General features: G+C 33.4%; 17 protein-coding genes. 15 read left to right on the top strand and 2 right to left on the bottom strand.

From position 1 onward, the window contains the following. The coding region (locus HMPREF9402_RS14425; RefSeq protein WP_009606255.1) for a hypothetical protein at positions 1-290 on the top strand (290 nt) is incomplete at its 5' end. Positions 291-387: 97 nt separating this feature from the next. On the opposite strand, the gene HMPREF9402_RS01540 is transcribed toward HMPREF9402_RS14425, so the two are convergent. After that, complete coding sequence (locus HMPREF9402_RS01540) at positions 388-1,062, bottom strand: DUF624 domain-containing protein (RefSeq protein ID WP_006783978.1); 675 nt, start codon at positions 1,060-1,062, stop codon at positions 388-390. Positions 1,063-1,325: 263 nt separating this feature from the next. Between HMPREF9402_RS01540 and HMPREF9402_RS01535 the strand changes: the two genes are divergently transcribed. The 14 genes from HMPREF9402_RS01535 (at position 1,326) to HMPREF9402_RS01470 (ending at position 24,277) form a co-directional block, all read left to right on the top strand. After that, positions 1,326-3,077, top strand: coding sequence for a sensor histidine kinase (locus tag HMPREF9402_RS01535; RefSeq protein ID WP_009606251.1), 1,752 nt, complete (start codon positions 1,326-1,328; stop codon positions 3,075-3,077). Next, positions 3,074-4,594: a response regulator transcription factor gene (locus tag HMPREF9402_RS01530; RefSeq protein WP_006783980.1), complete on the top strand. Its 1,521-nt coding sequence runs from the start codon at positions 3,074-3,076 to the stop codon at positions 4,592-4,594. Before HMPREF9402_RS01535 ends, HMPREF9402_RS01530 begins: the two co-directional genes overlap by 4 nt. A gap of 196 nt (positions 4,595-4,790) precedes the next feature. Then, on the top strand, positions 4,791-5,744 hold the full coding sequence (locus tag HMPREF9402_RS01525; RefSeq protein WP_006783981.1) for an ABC transporter permease: 954 nt from the start codon (positions 4,791-4,793) through the stop codon (positions 5,742-5,744). Positions 5,745-5,762: 18 nt separating this feature from the next. Further along, a complete protein-coding gene (locus HMPREF9402_RS01520) occupies positions 5,763-6,773 on the top strand; it encodes a carbohydrate ABC transporter permease (RefSeq protein ID WP_006783982.1) in 1,011 nt (336 codons plus the stop codon). 503 nt (positions 6,774-7,276) lie between these two features. Further along, on the top strand, positions 7,277-8,569 hold the full coding sequence (locus tag HMPREF9402_RS01515; RefSeq protein WP_009606257.1) for a glycoside hydrolase family 125 protein: 1,293 nt from the start codon (positions 7,277-7,279) through the stop codon (positions 8,567-8,569). 24 nt (positions 8,570-8,593) lie between these two features. Then, on the top strand, positions 8,594-11,287 hold the full coding sequence (locus HMPREF9402_RS01510) for an alpha-mannosidase (protein ID WP_009606250.1): 2,694 nt from the start codon (positions 8,594-8,596) through the stop codon (positions 11,285-11,287). A gap of 80 nt (positions 11,288-11,367) precedes the next feature. Continuing rightward, on the top strand, positions 11,368-13,737 hold the full coding sequence (locus tag HMPREF9402_RS01505) for a chitobiase/beta-hexosaminidase C-terminal domain-containing protein (RefSeq protein ID WP_009606256.1): 2,370 nt from the start codon (positions 11,368-11,370) through the stop codon (positions 13,735-13,737). 15 nt (positions 13,738-13,752) lie between these two features. Further along, complete coding sequence (locus HMPREF9402_RS01500) at positions 13,753-15,609, top strand: beta-N-acetylhexosaminidase (RefSeq protein WP_009606252.1); 1,857 nt, start codon at positions 13,753-13,755, stop codon at positions 15,607-15,609. Between the two features lie 170 nt (positions 15,610-15,779). Continuing rightward, a complete protein-coding gene (locus HMPREF9402_RS01495; RefSeq protein ID WP_006783987.1) occupies positions 15,780-17,231 on the top strand; it encodes an ABC transporter substrate-binding protein in 1,452 nt (483 codons plus the stop codon). Positions 17,232-17,314: 83 nt separating this feature from the next. Then, positions 17,315-18,217 carry an ROK family protein gene (locus HMPREF9402_RS01490; protein ID WP_009606254.1) on the top strand — a complete coding sequence of 301 codons (903 nt, stop codon included), beginning with the start codon at positions 17,315-17,317 and terminating at the stop codon, positions 18,215-18,217. Positions 18,218-18,240: 23 nt separating this feature from the next. Then, a complete protein-coding gene (locus tag HMPREF9402_RS01485; RefSeq protein ID WP_006783989.1) occupies positions 18,241-19,191 on the top strand; it encodes an ROK family protein in 951 nt (316 codons plus the stop codon). Positions 19,192-19,256: 65 nt separating this feature from the next. After that, positions 19,257-22,094, top strand: coding sequence for an endo-beta-N-acetylglucosaminidase (locus HMPREF9402_RS01480; protein ID WP_006783990.1), 2,838 nt, complete (start codon positions 19,257-19,259; stop codon positions 22,092-22,094). A 148-nt stretch (positions 22,095-22,242) separates the two neighbouring features. Next, positions 22,243-22,989, top strand: a complete 747-nt coding sequence (locus tag HMPREF9402_RS01475) for an AAA family ATPase (protein ID WP_006783991.1) — start codon at positions 22,243-22,245, stop codon at positions 22,987-22,989. Positions 22,990-23,050: 61 nt separating this feature from the next. Then, positions 23,051-24,277 carry a voltage-gated chloride channel family protein gene (locus tag HMPREF9402_RS01470; RefSeq protein ID WP_009606253.1) on the top strand — a complete coding sequence of 409 codons (1,227 nt, stop codon included), beginning with the start codon at positions 23,051-23,053 and terminating at the stop codon, positions 24,275-24,277. A gap of 134 nt (positions 24,278-24,411) precedes the next feature. Here the strand turns inward: HMPREF9402_RS01470 and HMPREF9402_RS01465 are convergent, their stop codons facing one another. Continuing rightward, positions 24,412-24,687, bottom strand: coding sequence for a hypothetical protein (locus HMPREF9402_RS01465; protein ID WP_006783993.1), 276 nt, complete (start codon positions 24,685-24,687; stop codon positions 24,412-24,414). Between the last annotated feature and the right edge of the window lie 102 nt (positions 24,688-24,789).

Below are 24,789 nucleotides of genomic sequence, written 5' to 3'. Positions count from 1 at the left end.
TCGAAAAAGCATTAGAAGTCATCGATTATAACCCAGAAACAAATGGTGGTAAAATCGAAAACTTCACTAAGTTAGAAACTCCATATTTCAATGTTGAAAAAATTATTGTTGATGGACAATATTCTGATGAAGTATGTGGTGATTTTTATACTTATACAGCAACTAAAGGATGCGGTGTAATGAAAACTGATGATCAAACGATTATATTAAATCCAGAAGAAACAGTCTATTTACCAAAAGGAATTAAATATACAATTGAAGGTAACTTAGAATTAATTAAAACATGTTAAAAAAATGGGACTGAAAATGATTAGCTTTCAGTCCCATTTTTATTAGAGAATCCAAAAAAGCCTTGATTAGAAATGAGAATCAAGGCTTTTTTTAAATTTAGTTGTTAGAGATGGTTTCTAATTCTTCTATTAGGAATCGATTTGAAAAGACAAATAAGAAAGCAAGTAAACTAGTAATAAATAAGAAAGTCACAGCAGGGCTGATTTCAAATAAAACTAGCGCAGCAAGGAAAATTAGAATATTGGTTATGGCGAGTAGTGGTTTTTTAAAAATAAGAATGAGTGCATTTCTTAAAATATTTAATGCATTATTTGAAAATAGACTAATGAGTAATGAAATAAACGGTGTCATTAATAATAGGATAATTAAGAGTCCTAAGAATAAGCAACTAACAATGGTATTATTATAAGCTGACTTGAAGAAAACAATATTTGAGTATAAAGCAAAGATAAAAATTAACTCAACAAACCAAATGAGTAAACTTTGTTTAAAGTTAAGCAAGAACCCTTTTTTAAAATCAGATAGGAGATTAAATCCTTTATTTTTTAATAGTTTACGCATACAGTAAACTAGAATGTTAAATGCAGGCATTGTTGGAATTAAGCAGAGTAAAAATAAAGGTAGATAAGTGGAAATCTTGCTGATTCCAACCAATAAGAAAAATAGAATAATAGGTATATTTAAGAGCATAAAAAGTAAGTTCAAGACAAGGAATGAAAAAATATAATTACAAATATCAAACAATTTATTAAAGTTGAAGTATTCTGACATCGTTAATCCCCCTTTTAATCATCACCATAATCAGTATTGTAAAAAAAATCAAACGTTTTCAATACTGTCATAGGAAAAATATACTCATTTATCGTAGAATTTAATAGTGTATTTTTCATATTTTTGATTTAAAAATTATAGAATGTTTAGATAATGGAAAAAATAGCGCATACAAAAAAAGGATGACAAATAGATAGAATATCTTTAAAATATAAATTGGGTACCACTAGGTATAGCTAAAAGCATATAAAGGAGGGGGAGATATGCTAGCTAAAAAATCGATGCTATACAATAACTTATTTTTAACTTATTCATTAGTTATCATTTGTTTGATAGGGGGGTTCGATCTTTATTTAATTAATTATGTGGTGTCTGAAAGTAAAAGTAACCGAATATCATTAGGGGAACAGCTTGGATATAACGCCAATGAACTACTCAAAGAGATTGAAAACTCTAATAAATTCATTGTCAGTTCAATGTATTACGATTATATGTTATCGAATGATATCATTTATTTTCTAAATAATCATTCGAATGATTATTTAAAAAATAAATTAGATAGTTTCTCAGGCAGTAATCATTTTACCTATAATGGTGTTGAAAGGTTTGTGGCCAGTGCATTTATTTCGAATAATAAGGTAGAAAATATTATATTTTTAAGTGAAAAACTGAATGAAGTTAGATCATTTAATCATGATAATCAGATTTATATTGAAAAAATAGAAAATTATGAGACAGTGATTCAGAAGTTACCGGAACTTTTTTTCTCGGAAAATAAACTGTATCACGTGAACTCAATTAATAATCCAGATACATTAGTAGAAGAAGGAAAATTAATTGTGGTTTACGATTTATCTGAAGTGAATAATATTGTTGCGAAGTATGGAGCTAATTATAATCTTTGTATTTATGATGAACAGTATCAAACGGCCTATCTCCCTGAAGACAAGTCAGAAGAGCCATCAAAGGAAAGTTTATTAGCTTTGAGCGACTTAAAAGAAGGAGAAGAATATAAAATTCCCGGAAATCATCAAAGTTTATTTAAAACTAAATTTTCTGATGAGTTAAGTGTCATTACGGCAATCTCAATGCAAAACTTAATTGAAGCGCCACAGATTTTTTATTCATCGATACTTTTACTTGATTTATTTTTAATCTTTGTTAGTGCAGTCATTTTAAAGTGGAAATTAGAAAAATTGACAAGAAGGACAGATGCTATCCTAGAGGTGATGGAGGAAGTTAAAGAAGGAAATCTTAAAGTTAAAATTCCAATTGGAGATGAAATGGATGAAATTAGCTATATCTCACAGAATTTTAATGAGATGTGTAGTGAGCTCGATCGCTATATTAATAAAAGTTATTTAGCTGAAATTAATCAAAAGAAAGCGGAGATGATTGCTCTCCAAAATCAGATTAATCCCCATTTTTTATATAATACGCTAGAGTGTATTCGGATGAAGGCTGTTTGTAATGGGGATAAAGATGTCGGGAAAATGTTATATAATTTATCCTTTTTATTTAGAAAACAGGTTAAAGATCATAATTTTATCACTTTAGAAAGTGAACTTGAGTATTGTACTCGTTACATGGAAATCTTTAAGTTTAGGTATCGTGAGAAATTTGATTTTAAGATTAATTGTCCAGATGAATTACTAGATAATGAAATGATCAAATTTGCGATACAACCCTTAATTGAAAATTATTTTATGCATGGAATTAAATTGGAAGAGACTAATAATTTTATTGAGATTAATGTCAGTAAAGAATCTGAGAATATTAAAGTTATCATTGATGATAATGGAAAAGGAATCCCACCAGAGAAGTTAACACAGCTCAATGAAAGTCTGACAGGTGAATTATGCAGAAATACAGCGAATCAATCCATAGGAATTATTAATGCTCATGCACGAATCGTTGGAGCATATGGTGAAGGTTATGGAGTTCAATTAGATAATAATAGTAAGGGTGCAAGGGTCGTCATTATGATTCCTTGCAAAAGGGGGCCTAATGTATGAAAAAAGTTATGTTAGTTGATGATGAAATTTTTATTACGGAAGGATTAATGTCAATTATTGATTGGAAAGCACTAGGGCTTGAAGTCGTTCAATCTGCTGAAAATGGTGAAGAAGCGATTAGAAAGTTTAAAGATAATCCAGTCGATATTATTGTAACAGATATCAATATGCCAGTTAAAACAGGCTTAGAGTTAGTTCAAGAAATTAATGAGATGGGCAAGAAGGTAAAATTCATTCTCTTAAGTGGTTATGATGAATTTGCCTATGCTAAAAAAGCAATTGAATATGGGGTTGAAAATTATCTTTTAAAACCAGTTGATGAAGAAGAATTAGAAGTAGCGTTAAAAAAATTAGTAGATAATATCGCGAAGGAGAAAGAATTTATTAATAGAGGGTTAGATAAAACAGGAAAGTTACTAGCCTTTTTAAATGGAAAGTATGATGTGAAAGAAGTCATTGGAATAAAAGATGATATGTATGTTGATTTTTATAAAGAAAAATATACGGTCACGAATATTTTCATTAATGGTAAAAAGGATAAAGAGGTATATATTAATATTAATCCGATTGTTGAGTCAGTGTTTAAAAGTCAGTGTGAAGTGTTGTATCAATTTGATGGGCAAATTATAGTGATTAATAGCTGGGATAAAGAGAAGACTGATGATGAAATCTTAGAGGAGTATCGAGAACTAAGAGATTTACTGCAAACTGAGCTAAAGTATGATATTTTCATTTCAGTAGGATCAAGTGTCAATATGATTGATGATTTACGCAAAAGTTATATGGTGGCTAAAAAGTTGAAGAAGTATATGTTGACTGAAGGGATGAATCGTGTTGTTAACGAAAAGATGATTTCGGTTATTAAACATAAAGATGTGAAGTTTAGGGATGAAATCGAGCAAATCAATAAGTTAATGATTGAAAAAAATAGCGCAGCGTTAAAAGTTTACGTTGATGAAGTTTTTGAGAATAAAGAATTAACGCCTAAGAATATTTATGATTTTTCAATTAAGGTTGTTTTGCTGATGGATAAGGTTAAAGAAGAGTTTAAGGTGGATAAAAAATACACACGAGAAAGTTTGAGTGATACGATTATTGAGTTATGTCATGAGAATACGCGAGAAAGTATTAAGACATTTATTTTAAGTGAGTTAGACGAGTTTATGGAAGTGATGACACAGGATACGATAAAGTATAGTCCTGTTGTGCAACAAATCGTGAATACGATTAATGAGAGATACTATGAAGAACTAAGCTTAAAAACATTGGCATATCAATATAACATTAATAGCTCTTATTTAGGACAAATTTTTAATAAGGAAGTTGGATGTTCATTCTCGGATTATTTGAATAAAACGAAGAATATGAAAGCTAAGGAGCTCATTTTAGAAACGAATATGAAAATTAATGATATTGCTAAGGAAGTTGGCTATACAGATTCAAGTTATTTTTATCGTAAGTTTAAAAAGTTCTTTGGTGTCTCACCATCGACGTTAAGGGAAATGAAAAACTATTAATAAATAAAGCTAGAGGTTTTAGAGGCAAGGAATTCAATTTTTTGCTTTGTTAAAATCTCTAGCTTTTTTTAATCAAATTTGTTACGAACTAAAATTAGTACATTAAACCTAAGAATTTTCATCTATTAAACTAAATTCTATATATGGTATATTTTAATCAAGCCAGATAAGCGTTTACATAGGAGGGGGATAGAGTATGGCCGATGAAGTAAAAGTTAAAAAGAAAAACTCTAGATGGAAAAAGTTCAAAGATAACAAGGAGTTATTAGGCTTGACAATACCTGGAACACTTTGGTTTATAGCGTTTGCTTACTTACCTATGTTCGGAATCTTAATAGCATTTAAAGATTGGAGAATTCATGGTGGATTCTTTGAAAGTTTAATTAAGAGTGAATTTGTAGGATTAAAGAATTTTGAGTTCTTATTTAAAAGTACTGATGCATGGGTTATTACTAGAAATACAGTAGCTTATAACTTAGTTTTCATTGTTTTAGGGATTGTACTTCCAGTAACGTTAGCTATTTTACTTAAAGAGTTACTAAATAAAAAATTATCTAAGTTTTATCAGAGTGCGATGTTCTTACCATATTTCTTATCATGGGTTATCGTAAGTTACTGTTTATACACATTCTTAAGTCCTGAAAAAGGATTAGTAAATACGATGTTAAGATCATTTGGACAAGACGGAATCTCTTGGTACACTGAGGCGAAATATTGGCCGTTCATTATTATCTTTATGAGTCAGTGGAAAGGAATTGGATATGGAACAGTTGTTTATTTAGCTTCAATTTGTGGAATCGATAAATCATTATACGAAGCCTCAATGATTGATGGAGCTTCAAAATGGCAACAGGTTAAATACATTACCATTCCATTATTAAAGCCAGTTATGATTATCATGTTCATTACAGCAGTAGGTGGAATGTTTAGATCAGACTTTGGATTGTTCTATCAATTACCTAAAAACTCAGGGGCGTTATATCCTGTTACAAACGTTATCGACACGTATGTATATCGTGGATTAACAAACTTAGGAAATATCGGTATGAGTTCAGCTGCAGCTTTATATCAGTCATTTGTTGGATTAATCTTAATTCTTGGAACAAATGCTATTGTTAGAAAAGTAGACGAAGAGAATGCATTCTTCTAAAAAGGTGGTGTATTAAAGATGGAGATTATCAAAGAAAATAAATTTCAACAACAAGAAGAGGTAGTTCTTGAAGAAAAAAAATCATTTTTCAAAAGAATCTTTTTAGCAAAAGATGAGGAGAAAAATAAATTCAATTCAATTTCAAAACCAGCTAATATTGCGCTAAATATTTTATTTGGGGCGCTTGCGGCAATGTGTATTATTCCATTTATATTTGTTATCATCATCTCTTTTACCAGTGAACAAAGTCTTCAAATGAATGGATATAAATTCTGGCCAGAAGAGTGGAGCTTAAATGCTTATAAATATATCTTTGGAGCTGGAGGAACAGGGCCTCAAATATTTAAAGCATATGGAATTACAATTTTAGTTACCATTAGCGGGACTTTACTTGGTCTTGTTATTATGACAAGTTTTGCTTATGCTTTATCAAGAAAGAACTTCGCTTATCGAAAATTCTTTACAAAACTAATTTTCATCCCAATGTTATTCTCAGGGGGGATGGTAGCTTCATACCTTGTAAATACACGATTCCTTGGAATTAAAAATACGTTATGGGCATTAATCCTACCTATTTGTGTTAGCTCATTCCACATTATCATTTTAAGAACGTTCTTTAAAACAACAGTTCCAGATGCTATTGTTGAATCAGCTAAAATTGATGGGGCTTCAGAACTTACGGTATTTACACGAATTGTATTACCAATATCACTTCCAGCCATTGCAACAATTGGATTATTCTTAACACTAGGATTTTGGAATGACTGGTTCAATGCGATGCTTTATATCGATAGAAGTGCATTAGTTCCGCTACAATATTTATTAATTAAGATTGAGGGAACAATGGAATTCTTAGCTAATAATGCTGCTATGCTTGGAACGGATGGGGTAAGTGTAGCTAACAATTTACCAAAAGATACAGCAAAAATGGCCATTGTTGTAATCACAACATTACCAATCGTATTTGCGTATCCATTCTTCCAAAAATATTTCGTAAGTGGACTTACAGTAGGGGCAGTAAAAGAATAGTTAGAAGTCAAATACATTAAATCGCCCTGTTTAAAATAGCATGATAAATTAAAATCCTAGTTGCTTAGCCACTAGGATTTTAATTTTTAATATTCTAACTTTTATGATGCTTCATAGATAAATGAAATGGTTAGGAAAGGATTTTTACGTACTAGTCTATTGTGTAATCCAGCCATTTAATATTTTTTATTCAGTTTTAAATTTCAGACATTGGAATCTCATACAAACAGAAAAATAATTCATAAATTTATATTTAATCCCTTTTATCATTAAGATGGATTAGAAGTCTTCTACGTGTAAAAAGCTTATTTAGACTAATATATGTTTTGTACACTATATGTAGAATAAAGCAAGTTGAAAATAAATGATAGCGGTGTTATTGTCTAACTAGAAGATTAAAGAAGATAAAGATAAAAGTTTTCATGTGAGAGGGGCTATTTCAGGTGATAGAAATTCGCTATTAGCAAAGATGAAAACTTTAAATATAGGAAAGGAAGAGTAGGATGGAAAAACAATTACCACAATCAATGCAAAATCTAATTAAACAGGTGGAAGAGAAATTAGGGGATGATCAACAGTTAATTCAAATGTTTAAAAACTGTTATACGAATACGTTAGATACGACAGTTAAAAAGATGGATGATGGAACGACGTACGTTATTACAGGAGATATTCCGGCCATGTGGTTACGAGATTCAGTTTGTCAATTACGTCCTTATTATGTTTTAGCGCAAGAAGATCCTGAAATTACAAAATTAATTGAGGGATTAGTTCGCCGTCAAATGATGTATATTTTATTAAACCCTTATGCAAACGCTTTTAATGAGGCTGATAACGGGAATTGTTGGGAACAAGATGAAACTGATATGTCAGGATGGATTTGGGAAGCAAAATACGAAATTGATTCATTATGTTTCCCGCTACAAATGGCGTATCTATTATGGAAAAATACTGGAACAACTTCTCACTTTGATGAGACATTCAAAGAAGCAGCTTATAAAATTCTTGAAGTTTGGCGTACAGAGCAAGATCATGAAAATCAATCGCCTTATCGCTTTGTTAGAAAAGATTGCTACTACACAGATACATTATCACGTGATGGTAAAGGGGCATTAGTTAAGTCAAACATTGGTTTAACATGGTCAGGATTTAGACCAAGTGATGATGCGTGTATGTATGGTTATTTAATTCCATCTAACATGTTTGCGGTTGTTGTTCTAAATTACTTAGTTGAAATTGCAACTGAAATTTTAAATGATGAAAAATTAGTAGCAGAAGCGAAAGCTTTAGCGGTTGAAATTCGTGAAGCAATTGAAACGTATGGAACGATTGAACATTACAAGTTTGGAAAAGTTTATGCTTATGAAGTGGATGGATTTGGACAATACAATTTAATGGATGACGCGAATTTACCAAGTTTATTATCAATGCCTTATATCGGCTATGTGAGTGAAGAGGATGAGGTCTATCAAAATACACGTCGAATGATTTTAAGTGAAGCGAATCCTTACTTCTATAAGGGAACAGCTGCACAAGGAATTGGAAGTCCACATACACCGATTAATTATATTTGGCATATTTCATTAGCAATGCAGGCTCTTACATGTGAAGATCAAGCCTATAAAAAAGAATTATTGGAAGTGATTAAGCGCACGGATGGTGGAACAGGTTTAATGCATGAAGGATTTAATGTGGATAATCCAAATGAATATACACGTGAATGGTTCTCATGGGCAAATGCCATGTTCTGCGAATTAGTTTTAGATTATTGTGGATATAAAGTAAAAACAAAATAGGGATTGAATAAAAAGGAGAACGTTATGAAAACAGCGCATATTATTTCACATAGTCATTGGGATCGTGAATGGTATTTACCATATGAAAAGCATCACATGTTATTAATTGAATTTATGGATACTTTAATTAATACATTAGAGACGGATCCCGACTATAAAAGTTTCCATTTAGATGGACAAACCTTACTGATTGAAGATTATTTACAAGTTCGACCAGAAAATAAAGAACGTTTAAAAAAATTAATTGAAGCTAAACGTATTCATGTCGGACCTTGGTTCATCCTTCAAGATGAGTTTTTAACAAGTAGTGAAGCAAATATTCGTAACTTACAAATGGGGCATGACTTAGCTCGCGAGTATGGGGAAGTTTGTAAAGTTGGATATTTCCCTGATTCTTTTGGAAATATGGGACAAGCGCCACAAATTTTAAAAAAGGCTGGAATTGAAACAGCAGTTTTTGGGCGAGGTGTTAAACCAACAGGATTTAACAATGAGGTCAGTGATAATGATGCTTATGAATCACCTTATTCGGAAATGTATTGGGAATCAGAGGATGGTTCAAAAGTATTAGCTATTTTATTTGCGAACTGGTACAGTAATGGGCTTGAAGTTCCGGTTGATAAAGAAGAAGCTAAAAAATATTGGGAAAAAAAATTAGCAGACGCAACGAAATATGCAAGTATCCCACATCTTTTATTTATGAATGGATGTGACCATCAACCGGTTCAAACGGATTTATCACAGGCAATTAAAACGGCTCAAGAACTTTATCCAGATGTAGAATTCAAGCATTCGAATTTTGAAGAATATATTGAGGCACTTCATGAAAAATTAGCAGATGATATGACGACGATTACAGGAGAGCTACGTAGTCAACAAACGGATGGATGGTATACATTAGCTAATACTGCTTCCGCTCGCATTTATATTAAACAAATGAATGCTAAGTGCCAAATGATGCTTGAAAAAATGGCTGAACCGTTAGCAACGATTGCGCATAAAGAAGGAAAACCATATCCACATCATTTATTTAAATACGCATGGAAATTGCTAATGGAAAATCATCCTCATGATAGTATTTGTGGATGTAGTGTCGATGAGGTACATCGTGAAATGGTGACTCGTTTTGAAAAAGTGCAGTCGGTTGCTAAACATATCATCGATGAAAGCATGGATTATTTAGTTAGCCAAATAAATACAATGGCATTCAAAAAAGAAAATCAAGAGGTTAAACCATTTGTCATTGCAAATACAAGCGGATGGAATCGTTCAGGCGTTGTTGAAACAGAACTTGAAGTCGCTAAAATGTATTTTAGCGAGGGACCAGTTGTTGAAGTAGTCAAACAAATGCATGAACGCCAACTTCCAACGTATGAAGTGGTCGATGTGCATGGAAATAAAATTCCAGCTACCATTGAAGTTTTACCGAATGCTTTTAATTACGACTTACCAAAAGATCGTTTCCGCCAACCATACATTGCAAAACGTGTCAAAGTGACCTTAGAAGTTCAAGAAATTCCGGCATTTGGATATGAAAGTTTCGCACTTGTAGAGACAAAAGAAGTAAAAGAAGGAGAATCTTCTTTAATCCAAGAGAATTTAACAGTTGAAACACCATTTATGACGGTTCACTTTAATGAAAATGGATCATTACGTATTTTCGATAAAGCAACAGAAAAAACATATGATAACTTCGGAATATTTGAAGATTGTGGAGATATTGGAAATGAATACATTCACTTCATGCCAAAAGATGATACGCCAATTACAACACGCGAGAGTGTGGCAAATATTGAAGTAGTTGAAGATCAATCTTATCGTACGGTAGTAAAAGTTAGTCACACGTTAATGATTCCATCAAAAGCAAATGAAATTTTAGATCAAGAAATTCAAGACTTAGTTGAATTCAAATACCGTAAAGCCTCACGAGGAGAAGAACTGATTCCATTTGAAATCGAAACGTTATACACAATTGAACGTCAAAATCGTGTGATTAAAGCTGTGACTAAATTCAATAATCAAGCCCTTGATCATCGATTACGCGTCTTATTTGAAACGAATATTGACACACCATATCACTATGCAGACTCAATTTTTGAGGTTGCAAAACGTGAAACATTCCCACATGCTGTATGGGAGAATCCATGCAATGCTCAACATCAACAAGCCTTTATTAATGTTCACGATGAAACAGCCGGAGTGACGATTGCAAATAAGGGACTTAATGAATATGAAGTGTTAGGTCAACAATCTAATACGATTGCTGTGACATTACATCGTGGTGTTCGTGAATTAGGTGACTGGGGAGTATTTTTAACACCAGATGCTCAATGTTTAGGAGAGCATGAAGTAGAATTTGCAATTATTCTTCATGGAGATGCTAAGTCACGTTATCAATCTTATACAGAGGCTTACCAATATCAAGTAGATTGGCTAAGCGCAGGCCTTCCAGTACAAGAGGGGGCATTATCATCAACCTATCAGTTTTTAAAAGGAGAATACTTAGAGGTTGTTCCATCTGCTTTAAAGGTTTCAACTTCAAATAATGAACTCATTACAAGATGGTATAACGTTTCGAATGAAGAAGCGATGCTAAAATTAGAAACTGAGGATACCTTATACAAAACGGATTTATTAGAAGAAGAACACTTAGAAAAAACTACAAGTGAAATGAAGTTACATAAAAAAGAAATTTTAACACTCGCACATTTATCATAATGACATTAAAAAATAGAAGTATTTCAAGTAAGAAATACTTCTATTTTTAAAATCATGAGAATTGAGGGGAATCAGTTTGTATGGAGCATGTAGCCATTGTTAATATTTATAATTTTATTCGAAAAACAGTTTATCCATCAGGCCAGTTTGTGAAAGAGGAGCTTGAAACTGTTTTGTATGAGATTGAAGAAACGAAACGTTATGGCTTTTCGGCCACTTATGCGTTAAAGTATGATGCATTGATGGATGAAAACTATGTGGCGCTCTTAAAAGATAACTTAGATGAGTTTGATGAAATCGCCTGCTGGTGGGAAATCGATGAATCACTAGCCAGTAAAGCTTCGGTTAAATGGAAAGGTGAAACACCAGTTGATGACCATGTGAATAAAGGCTATTCATTAGCCTATACAAAAGAAGAACGTATTAAAATGGTTGATGTTTACATGGAAGATTTTAAATCTATCTTTGGTTATTATCCGAAAACAGTTGGATCTTGGGTAATAGATATTGTCACGTTAAAACATTTTAAAGACAAGTATCAGATTGAAGGGGCAGCGATTTGTCGCGATCAAATTGGGACTGATGGTTTTACGTTATCAGGAGGATATTATAACCAGGCCTATTATCCAAGTTTATTTAATGAATTCATGCCAGCTCAAACGAAGGAGCATCAGTTAGATTTACCAATATTCAGATTGTTAGGCGCTGATCCGATTTATGCCTTTGAAGATGGAATCAGAAAATCAGTCTGTGGTGTTTATACACTCGAGCCTGCTGCTACCATTGCTCAAAATAGAGATTGGGTGGAGTGGTTTTTTCAAAGGCAAGTGATGGAAAGTACGATTGGATTTTCATATGTTCAAACAGGACAAGAAAATACGTTTTTATGGGATACGATGTCAAAAGGATATGAGCTTCAAATGAAACATCTAGCTGAAATTGAAGAACCTTATCAGTTAAGAATTCAAACGTTAGCTGAAAGCGCCGCTTGGTATAAACGAAAATATCAGCTAACACCGGTCACAACCTATGCGGCCACAAAAGATTGGAATACCGAAGAGAATTTAAAAACCCTTTGGTATAATAGTCGTTTTTATCGATTAAGTTTCCTTTTTGAAAATGGCAGCTTAATTATTCGAGATTTACATCTCTTCAATGAAAACTATCGCTCACGCTATTATGAAGACGTCTTAACGGAAGAAGAAAGTATTTTTGATACGCTACCTGTTGTGGATGGGCATCAATTTAGTACAGATGACGTTCGAGCAAAAATTCAGTTCTTTGAGCTCAAGTCTCAAGGATTACTAACGGAACTTGAAGGGAATCCAATTCGTTTCGAGAAATTAAATGATTGTGATTACCGAATCACCTGGCTATTAAATAATGGCATAAGCGTCTTGATTACGTGTGAAGAAAATAAGCTTCAGATTAAAACGAATCAGGCGTTTGAACATTCAAGAATTTTATTAGCCATGAAATATTGTCCAGTTTTAAAAGGGATTAAAAACAATGTTTTCAATTTCACACATGAACAATTTGATTATTCTTTGTTTGTAGATCAAGGTGAAATTTTAAATTTAGCTGACTTTGATTTAGCCATTGCCTCAGAAAATGAAGGGTTAGAAATGAGATTTAGTGAACAGCAGTCTTTAGTATCGCAAGCTTTTTTAAATTCAAATATGATTGAGGATTATACGCCTCGAAATAAACAAAATCATTTTATGAAACGAGCATTCAAACCGGTCATTGATCCTAAAGTATCATTAACAGGAATTTATGAATCGGAAGTTTTTAGGATTAAAAATCCTAATAATGAAGGTCAAATTTATTATACGTTAGATGGGACACTTCCAACCAAACAGTCCTTACTTTATCAAAAACCGATTGTTTTAACACAGGAAGGGCAGATTAGGGCTAAAATCTTTGTTGATGGAATGAAGGAAAGTGTGGAAGAAGATGCGGGCTATTTCCAGTCTCAACCGATTAAAAAGATTAAAGGACAAACATTACCGGTGGAGATAAAGAAATATAATCCAAATGGAGTAGAGATGTTAATTGATGGTAAAAAAGGAACAAAGGATTATCGAGACGGTGCATGGCTTGGCTATCATGATGATTTAGATGTTGTGGTAGATTTAGAAAAGGCAACACAGTTTAATCAAATAACAGTAGGCTTTTTACAAGATACTCGTGCCTGGATTTATTATCCCAAAGATGTTTTAGTCGGGGGGTCACTTGATGGGATAAACTTTGAGATAATCGAGATGATTAATTGTGATGAATCGATTGAAAGAAAAGAGATTGCCGTCACAAATATTCAGGTTCAAAAAGCAATGAATTACAGGTATATTAGAGTTTTTGCTAAAAATCAAAGAGTGTGTCCACCGTGGAGCATTTTGCCAGGTGAGGGGCCAACATTCTTATTTGTGGATCAGATTTCAATTTTATAAAAGGGGATGAGTCATTTGTATTTACAACCAATGCCAAGAAGTTATGTGAAAAAGGAAGCAACGAAGTTCTTTTTAGGGACGAATACTGAAATCATTTTATCGAGTCAGTGTAATAGTCAGGATTTAGAGTCAGCTTTATTATTACAGCAACAACTTCATGAGTTAATCGGGTTTCGTTTGAGCGTGACAAAATGTTTTGAAAGAAATTATAGTACGCCATCCATTCGATTCATTAAAGTAGATGAATTAGAGGAAGAAGCATATGATTTAATTATTGAAGAAACTTATATTGAGATTAAGGCAACGACATCAAAAGGGTTATTTTATGGGACTCAAACGTTGCTCCAAATCATTAAGAATGAGGGTGTAGAATTATCAGGTGTTGAAATTAAGGACTGCCCTTATTTTAGAAACCGTGGTTTTTATCACGATGTGACGCGAGGGAAGGTTCCGATTTTAGAAACGTTAAAGTCATTGGTTGATAAACTGGCCCACTATAAAATAAATCAGCTTCAGCTTTATATTGAGCATAGTTTTGCCTTCACCGGGTTTAGTGAGATTTGGTATGATAAAGATCCGTTAACGGCTGAGGAAATTCTTTTGTTAGATGATTATTGTCAAAAGCGACATGTGGAATTGGTGCCATCATTTGCGTTATTTGGGCATTTGTATGAGGTATTGCGAAGTGAGAGTTACAAGCATTTATGTGAGCTAGATGATGAGTCTGAGTTTTCGTTTTATGATCGTATGGCACATCATACGCTTGATGTGAGTAATGAGGCTAGTTTAGAGCTTGTTGAAAAGATGATGGCGGATGTTTTACCGCTGTTTAGTTCGAAGAAGTTTAATATTGGCTGTGATGAAACCTTTGATTTAGGGAAGGGAAAGAGTCATCATTTATTAAATACATTGAATGATGGTGAACTTTATGTTGAGTTTTTAAACAAGATTATTCAAATTGCTAAAAATCACGATAAAGATGTTTTATTTTGGGGAGATGTGGTTTTAAGGTATGAGCATTTACTATCTAAAATTGAGTCACACCCAACTTGTTTGAATTGGAATTATGATTATTTAGTGGAAGAAACAGATACGAAAAAAATTGCAAAAAGTGGGATGCCACAGTATGTCTGCCCTGGTGTAGCGGGATGGAACCATTTAATGAATTTAATGAACAAAGGATATGAGAACATTAGAAGAATGGTAACTTATGCGGTTAAATATGAAGCCGAGGGGGTCTTAACAACAGATTGGGGAGATTATGGACATCTTAATTTGTTTGCAAACTCGATGCCATTGATGATTTATGCAGCTGCCACTAGCTGGAATCCATTAGATGAAAGAAGTAAAGACGAGCATTTTAAAGCTATTTCTTTATTAGAGTACCGAGATCAATCGTGTCGTATTGTTTCATTATTAGCGGATTTATCTGAGTGTCAGCAGATGACATGGTATGAGATTGTGAAGTGGAAAGAGAAATTTAATACTCCAATGCGAGATATTATCATTGAGGAGTATACTCGTTTTAATCCACAACAAATTAGAGAAGATGTTCTAAAGGCTCAAGAAATTTATCGAAAAATTAATACTTATTTACCGAAAATCAAATCAGAAAATCAGTTAGATTTTAGAGAATTTTTAATTTCAGCTCAAGGCATTGAGCTATTAAATGATTTTTCTTTGTATTTGTTAAGACATGAATTTAATCGTGAGGATGCTGATCCTGTGAGTGAAGCTAACAATTTGGCACTAAAAATAGAGCGATGGTTTTATGAGTATCAGATTATTTGGAGGGAAAGAAATAAAGAAAGTGAATTAATCCGTATTAGTGAAGTGATTAAATATCTATGTAAATTTTTGCGAAGAATATAGAGTATTTTATCCGTTTGTGTAAACGGTACCCTAAAAGTATGAAATCTGTATTTCAATAGTGAGATTTATTTAAGTAAATGTGGAAAATCTACACTATGAAATGAAAGCGATATATACTAAAATTAAATTGTAAGCGTTACTAAATATTGTTCGGGGAGGAATAGTAATTTATGAAATTTAAAAAACTTATTTCATTTACAACCTGCATGATGGCTGCTACTGCATTATTAGCTGGATGTAGTGGAAACTCAACATCATCATCATCTTCAACTTCATCTAATGGTGAAAAAATCACCACATTAAAGTATTACACTATTGGAGGGGAACCAAAAGATTACGCTCAAGTTATTGAAAAAGCGAATGAATATTTAGGAGAAAAAATCGGGGTAAATCTAGATATGACATTCATTGATTTCAATGATTACAGTCAAAAAATGTCTGTCATCGTGAACTCTGGTGAAGATTTTGACTTAGCCTTCACATGTTCATGGGCAGGAGATTATTTGGGAAATGCTCGTAAAGGTGCCTTTTTAGACTTAGATCCTTATTTAGATACAATAGGAAAAGATATGAAAGAAGCGATCGACCAACGATTCTGGGATGGAGCTAAAGTAGATGGAAAAACTTATGCTGTTCCAACTCAAAAAGAATTAGGAGTAGCACCGATGTGGGTGTTCACTCAGGAGTATGTTGATAAGTATGATATTCCAGTCGATGAAATTCATGCGTTAGAAGATTTAGAACCATGGTTAAAAGTGATTAAAGAAAATGAACCTGATGTTGTACCTTTATACATCACAAAAGGATTCTCATATACAGTATTCTTCGATCAATTAGTAGATCCTGTTGGAATTTCTTTAGATGACAATGGTGAATTAAAAGTCATGAACATGTTTGAAACAGATGAAATGAAACGTGATTTAGAAACATTAAGAAGATACTATCAAGCTGGATATATCAACGCTGATGCTGCAACAGCTCAAGATGATAAATCAATCAAACGTCTTGTAACAAAAGCGGATGGTCAACCATATGCAGATGAAATCTGGAGTGAAAGCTTAGGTTACCGAGTTGTTTCTACACCTATTACTAACACTTGGATTACAAATGGTTCAACAACTGGATCAATGGTTGCTGTTTCTGCTAACTCAAAAAATAAAGAAAAAGCAATTGAGTTCTTAAACTTATTAAATACTGACCCAACAATCCGTAATATGATTAACTATGGTCTTGAAGGTGTTCACTATGAAAAAATTGGAGATAATCAAATCAAATTAATTAATAAAAAAGGATATGACGTTCCTTACTTCTCTTTAGGAAACTTATTTATTACTTATGTAACAGAAAACGAACCTGAAACTAAATGGGATGAATTCCAAGATTTCAATGATGCTGCAAAATCATCACCAGCACTTGGATTCAAATTCAATTCAAAATCAGTTTCAACAGAAATTGCGGCTGTTAACAACGTTTTAGAAGAGTTTAAAGCGACTATCTACAGTGGATCAGTGGATGTAGATGAGTATTTAGAAAAATTAAATACTAAATTAAAACAACAAGGTTTAGATAAAATCATTGAAGAAATGCAACGACAAATTGATGAATGGAAAGCTTCTAAGTAAGGATTAAAAAATAAAAAGGAGATATGAGAATATCTCCTTTTTAAAAAGTAGTTCATGCAAAATGTGTCGAGGAGGAGCATGTCGTGATAGCTTGTATAGATATCGGAGGGACAGCAATCAAAGTTGGTGTTTTAGACTTACAGGGGAAGATAGTAGAAAAAACTTCTCTAGAAGTAAATCATGACTTTAATGGTTTGATTAATAGTTTAGTAAGCTTTGTTGAAGAAGCTAAACAACAGTATAAGGTTACGGGAGTTAGTATTAGTTCACCAGGCGCTGTTGATTCCAAGACTGGCATGGTAAATGGTTCAAGTGCCATCCCATGCATTCATGGTCATAATTGGAAAAAAATTATGGGGGAAGCGACAAACTTACCAATCAGTATAGAAAATGATGCGAATTGTGCAGCACTTGCCGAAGTGTTTAATGGCTCAGGTCAATCATTTAGTGATGTTTTATTTTTAGTTTGTGGGACAGGACTTGGTGGAGCTATTATTCATGATGGAAAAATTCATCATGGAAAAAACCTTCATGGTGGAGAATTTGGCTATATGTTAATGGAAGAAAGAGATGGAGAGTTTTATAATTTCAGTAATGTTGCTTCAACAATGTCTTTTGTTAGAAAAGCCAGAGCCCATTTTCAAGATGATAGCTATGATGGAATTAAAGTATTTGAAGAAGCCACTAAGGGAAATGAATTTTGTCAAACTATTTTAGACCGATTTTATTTAAACTTGGCTAAAGGAATTTTTAATATGCAGTACTTTTATGATCCAGAAATTATTTTAATCGGTGGAGCTATTTCACAACGAGAAGATTTCATCGAAAAGATTAATGAAAAAATCGATTATTTATTAGAAAAAATTGAAATTGCTAAAGTTAAACCTGTCTTAGGGGCTTGTACCCATAAAGGAGATGCAAACCTAATAGGAGCATTAGCTAATTTTATAAGTGAACATCAATCGAATAACTTAGAAAGTAAATAAAATGTGATTTGTGAGGGGATTATATGGAGCCACTATATATTGGTGTCGATTTAGGTGGAACTAAAATTTATACGGCTATCGCTAATGAACGCGGGGAAATCTTAAATGAAGAAGTTGTTCCGACTGAAGCAAGTAAAGGACCGGAACAAATTATTGAGAAAATGATTAGTTCGATTAAAAAAGTTTCAACAGGTATTAATTTAGATAGAATTAAGGCGATTGGAATTGGATCTCCAGGTCCACTAGATGTGAAAAATGGATTAATTGTTTCACCTCCTAATTTACCAATTAGAAATTTTAATGTCGTTGAAGCGATTAAAAATGAATTTCAAATACCTACTTTTTTAGATAATGATGCGAATGCTGCAACTCTTGGTGAATATATTTTCGGAGCTGGTAAAGGATGCGAAAATATGGTTTATATTACAGCAAGTACCGGTGTTGGTGGCGGAGCTATTTTAAATGGAAAACTGTACAGAGGAAGTACATCTAATGCACTTGAAGTTGGACATTCGACAGTTGATCGTAATGGTAGAGCATGTGGGTGTGGAAATCGTGGATGTGTCGAATCGATGAGTTCAGGAATTTATATTGAAAAAATGGCTAGGGATAGTGTTAGTTCAGGAATGGAAACAACGTTAAGTAAGTATGAAACCGTGACAGCTAAAGAAGTTTTCACTGAAGCAACAAATGGTGATGCAGTTGCTAATCAAATTCTTTCTGAAACTTTATCGTATTTAGGAATTGCAGTTGCTAACTGCGCTAATATTTTTGATCCGGATAAAATTGTGATTGGCGGTGGGGTTACAAACGGAGGGCCAATCGTTTTTGAAAAAATTAATGAAGAAATGAATGCAAGATGCCTTGCACCTATTCGTGAAAACTGTAAAATTGAAAAAGCACAATTAGGTGGAAAAGCTGGCGTTGTCGGTGCAATTGCTTTAGCACTTGTAGAGTATCAAGCATTAAATTAAGGAAAGATTAATCAACTTAATGTTTTGTTTTAACTTTTAAATTTATACTTGAAGGGGAATACATTATGACACGTTATAAAAGAATTAAAAAGTCTTCAAAGAAAAATCTAACTGGATCAAAAGTTTTAATGCCTGTCTTTTTAACATTTACGGTTGGGACTGCACTAGTAGGATGTGCTTCAGTTGAGCAAGGACAAAGTACAACTGAGGAAGTTCATGAAATAAAACCTCAAAGTATTTATACCATTAGTCCAGAAGTTGCAAACACAGAATTAATTATGAATAACTTAGCAACGGCTCCTCATTGGTTCCCAGCTGAATTATTAGAATGGACGCCAAGTAGTGATAAGCATTTTGAATATAATAGAAGTACAGTCGCCTTAGCAGACCGTGTAAGTAAAGATAGATTAGAGACAGTTAACGCAACGCAAGACAAAGAGCGTGAAGTTGTTGCGATTTCTATTATGAATAATAGTACAAGTGGAAATCCATCTCAAGGAAGTAATAAAATTTCTTCAAATGTCTTCTCATATTGGCAATATGTTGACAAGATGGTTTATTGGGGAGGATCTTCAGGTGAGGGGTTAATTGTTCCTCCAACGGCTGATGTTACAAATGCTGCTCATAAAAATGGAGTTCCGGTTCTTGGAACAGTCTTTTTCCCAATGGAAGCACATGGTGGAAAAATGGCTTGGTTAGATGAATTCTTAACAAAAGATGAAAATGGAAGCTTCCCGATTGTTGATAAATTAATCGAAGTCGCACAGTCTTATGGATTTGATGGATGGTTTATCAATCAAGAAACAGAAGGAAACGAAGAAACACCTCTGACACCTGAACATGCACAGTTAATGAAAGAGTTAATTGTTGAATTTAAAGCAAAAGCAGGGGATAGTCTTGAAATCATGTGGTATGATTCAATGACTAAAGAGGGGGAAATGGATTGGCAAAATGCTTTAACTGAAGAAAATGAATTCTTCTTAGTTGGTGATAACCAAGAAATGATTGCCGATAGTATGTTCTTAAACTTCTGGTGGACAACAGACACATTAGCACCAGAAAATTTACTTGAAGCTTCAACACAAAAAGCACAAGAGTTAGGAATTAATCCAAATGTTATTTATGCCGGAATTGATGTTCAAGCCAATGGAGTTAATACACCAATTCGCTGGGAATTATTTGAGGCAGGAAATACATCTTTAGGTTTATATTGCCCAAGTTGGACATATGCTTCTGCTAGTTCAATTGATGATTTCCATGCCAAAGAAAATCGTTTATGGGTAAATGAAAATGGAGATCCGTCAGTTTCAACAAGTGCAACTGATCGTGAATGGCGAGGAGTTTCAACATATATTGTTGAGAAAAGCGTTGTTAATTCGTTACCATTTATGACGAACTTCAATTTAGGACATGGGTATAATTTCTTCATTGATGGTGAAAAAGTGTCTGAAACAGATTGGAATAACCGTAGTATGGCAGATGTTTTACCTACTTACCGCTGGATGATTGAAAACGAAGGGGCGAATACTTTAAGTGCCGATATTGATTACGCAAATGCCTTTTATGGTGGAAACTCAATCAAACTCCTTGGAAATATGGAAGCAGGAAAAAAATCTACAATTAAATTATTTAGTGCCGATTTAACACTTGAAGATAAGGTGTCATTTACAACAGCGATTAAGTCATCTGAAAATGTTGATTTTGATTTGGTGTTAGATTTCCATGATGGAACAACTGAAACGTTAAAATCTAAAGAAAAAGTATCAGTGGATGAGTGGACAACATTATCTTATGATGTGTCTAAGTTATCAGGAAAAGCTATTAAAAATATTTCATATGCTATCTCTTCAAAAGAAGAAGTGAGCGGATTAAGACTAAGCATCGGTAATATGACGATTGCAAGAGAGTCTGATGCAACAAATGCAACAGCTAGCAATTTAAAAGTTGAAGATTATTTATTTGATGAAGATGCAATGTATGCTGGAGTTAAGTTATCTTGGGAAGGAAATGCTGATTCAAATGGACATTATGAAATTTATCAAATTAACCAAGATGGAACAAAATCATTCTTAGGAACGTCTGCAACAACTGCATTCTTCTATAACGCACTTCCACGCGAGGGTGAGTCAAATCAAACGAACTTTGAAGTTGTAGCAGTTAATAACTTAGGAGAGCAAGGAACAAGTGCAAAAGCAACAATGGAATGGCCTGATAACAGTATGCCAAAAGCTGAGTTCAGTGTTTCAAGAACATTAGTTGCACCAGGGGATGATGTGACGTTTACAAATCTTTCATCTCAAAATGCTGAAGAATTTGTATGGGAATTTAAAGGTGCTAATATTGAAAGTAGTACAGATGTAACACCGACGATCAATTTTGCAGAAGAAGGTGTCTATACTGTTACATTAACTGCTAAAAATAAATCAGGAGAAGTCAGTGTCACAAAAGAAGAAATTATTACCGTTTCTAATGCTGCAACAGAACTTGTGAATTTATCAGAAGGAAAAGCGACAGAAGCGTCAGGATTTGTAAATAACAATGAGGCGCCTCAATTTGCGGTTGATGGATTACTTGATACGAAATGGTGTGCAACAGGGACTGCGCCACACTGGATTGTGATTGATCTTGGAGAATTAAAGACAATCAGTGAAGTGTACATGGCTCATGCCGAAGCGGGTGGAGAAAGTGATGGAATGAACACCAAAGCTTATACAATTGAAGTGAGTCAAGATGGAGAAAACTTTGAAGAAGTGGTGAATATCACAAGAAATTCTGCGGCGACAACCGTTGATACCTTCAAAGCTGTTGAGGCTCAATATGTAAGAGTTAGTGCCATCAAACCAACACAAAACTCAGATTCAGCTGTACGTATTTATGAAATTCAAGTTAGAGGACTTGAATAGAAATAACTTTTTTAAAACTTAACCTAACATAAGACCCCTATTAGTGACTATCGTGATAAAATCCTTTTTAAATCCCTCAGACCAATCGTTTGAGGGATTTTTTTGTTATAATGACAGTAGATAAGTAAACGAGGATGTGGATGTTAAGATGAAAGAGCGATTTATTAATCATATTAAGATTGACTGGAGTCAGATCGGTGAAGACAGTTATGTTAGACATATCAAAGCATTAAATCAACTTAATCAGCTATCCTTCAATCACAACATTACATTTTTTGTAGGAGAGAATGGTTCAGGAAAATCGACTTTAATCGAAGCGATTGCTGTTGCCTATGGATTTAGTGCAGAAGGTGGAACACGAAATTATAACTTCTCTACGTATGAATCACATTCTGAATTACATAAAGCTATTTCTTTTACTCGAGGCATTAAACGTCCGAAAAATAGTTATTTTCTTAGAGCTGAAAGTTTTTATAATGTGGCCAGTCAGGCTGAAGAATATCGTGGGAATGATCCAATCGAAATTTACTATGATAGATATGGTGGAAAGTCATTTCATGAACAATCACATGGTGAAAGTTTTCTTTCCCTTCTACAGGGGGCATTATCTGCAGATGGAATTTACATTTTAGATGAACCAGAAGCCGCACTTTCTCCTCAACGCCAACTCACCTTATTAATTGAAATACATCGTCTAGCAAAACGTGGTGCTCAATTTATTATTGCAACGCATTCACCCATTCTTTTGGCTATTCCAGAAGCAAGTATTTTATCATTTGATCATGGAACCATTGAACCCTGTGATTATACCGAAACATCAGTTTATCAAATCACTGAGATGTTTATTAATAATCGAGATTATTTCCTAAATCATTTGTTATCAGAAGACTTTTAAAACTCCTATCTGAGGAGTTTTTTCTTGTTTTTTTGGAAATCATATATCAAGAGGTGATGAAATGGATTTATTACAAGAGTACATTAAAGACATTGCAAGTGTTGCAAGACATTTTTTGAAATGGTTCTTATTAGCTATTGTTTCGGGCACCCTTGTTGGAATTTTTATTTCGTTTTTCTTAAATAGTTTACAGTATGTTACAAACTTACGTGAACACCGACCATGGCTTCTTTATTTACTACCATTTGGCGGAGCCTTCGTTAGTTATTTAGATTTAAAATTTGGTAAGGATTCTGCTAAAGGGAATAATTTAATTATCGAACGAATCAACGAAGGAGTGGGAGAGATTCCTTTTAGAATGGCCCCCCTTGTTTTTTTAGGAACCGTTGTGACTCATTTATTTGGGGGATCTGCCGGAAGAGAAGGAACAGGCGTTCAAATTGGTGCCAGTATTTGTTCAAAACTTAGTCATTTCCTTCATTTAAACAAAGAAGATGCCACTATTTTGATTATTAGCGGCGTCAGTAGTGGATTTGGTGTTGTCTTTGGAACGCCAATAGCCGGAACGATATTCGGTCTTGAAGTGAGTACCATTGGAAAAATGAGATATGAATCCATTATTCCTTGCTTGTTATCGAGCTATATCGGAACCTATGTTTCAACTCTATTTAACGTGAGTCATAGTCATTACGAAATGGAAACTTTATCATCACAGAATCCTTTTTTATTTTATAAAGTTATGGCGTGTTCAATCTTATTTGGATTAATGAGCAAATTATTTGCTGAGTTAACGCATTATTTAAAAAAGATATTTTCTGATAAACTTAAAAAGAGTTATGTCAAAAGTTTCGTTGGTGGATTAATCATCATTGGATTAATGTTAATGATACGAAATCGAATGTATTTAGGATTAAGTTTACCTTTATTAAAAGAAGCATTTGAATCACCAGTTGTGGGGTATGCATTTTTGATTAAATTATTGTTAACATCTATTACTCTTGCAACCGGATTTCAAGGTGGAGAAGTGACGCCGCTGTTTGTTGTAGGAGCAACATTTGGCAACTTTTTAGCTCCCTTATTTAATTTGCCACTGTCCTTTGTAGCGGGACTTGGAATGATTGGTGTATTTTGTGGTGGAACCAAAACTCCCCTCGCTTCCTTTGCGATGGGGCTTGAATTATTCGGGGGAGGTAATCTTAAATACCTTTTTATTACATGTGTCATTAGTTATGTATTTGCGGGGAAAAGTGGAATTTATACCTCGCAAAAAGTTCAATCAGATAGATGATTAGTTGCATCTGCGATATCAATATAACCAACTGTTGCGCCTAAGAAACCTACAATTTTTATCAGATTAGATTTAAAAACAGGCATTTCACCCTCTATCATCTCATTGTTTGAATTTGAGGTAGTCATTAAAATTTATAGCTTTTCCCAAGTCATAAGGGTTAAGAGAATAATAGCAACTAAGAATAAACTACTTCCCTCTACGATCACATTAGATGCAGTTTTTTGATGAAAATTTGCTTCTGCTGTAGTAGGTGAGAAAAGCGATTTTTCTTCTTCATCAAAACCATAAAGATAGAAAAAAGACCCCATAATAAAAATCCATGTTGCAAAACGCCCTAGCTGAATAATAGCAAGTTTTTGTTCTGTGAGTGTTTCCTTTTGTTCTTCAGAAGTACAATCACTATTCATAATGAGTCTCCTCCCTTATCCAAATCGTAATATTAGTATATGTCATGTGAACCACTTGGTTATTTATCATTTTAATAAAAAAATACTACTACTACTACTAGT

This window comes from Turicibacter sp. HGF1 (assembly GCF_000191865.1).
Classification (GTDB): domain Bacteria; phylum Bacillota_I; class Bacilli_A; order MOL361; family Turicibacteraceae; genus Turicibacter; species Turicibacter sanguinis.
Note: the sequence above shows the minus strand (reverse complement) of the source record. Positions and strands in the feature narration are given on the sequence as shown.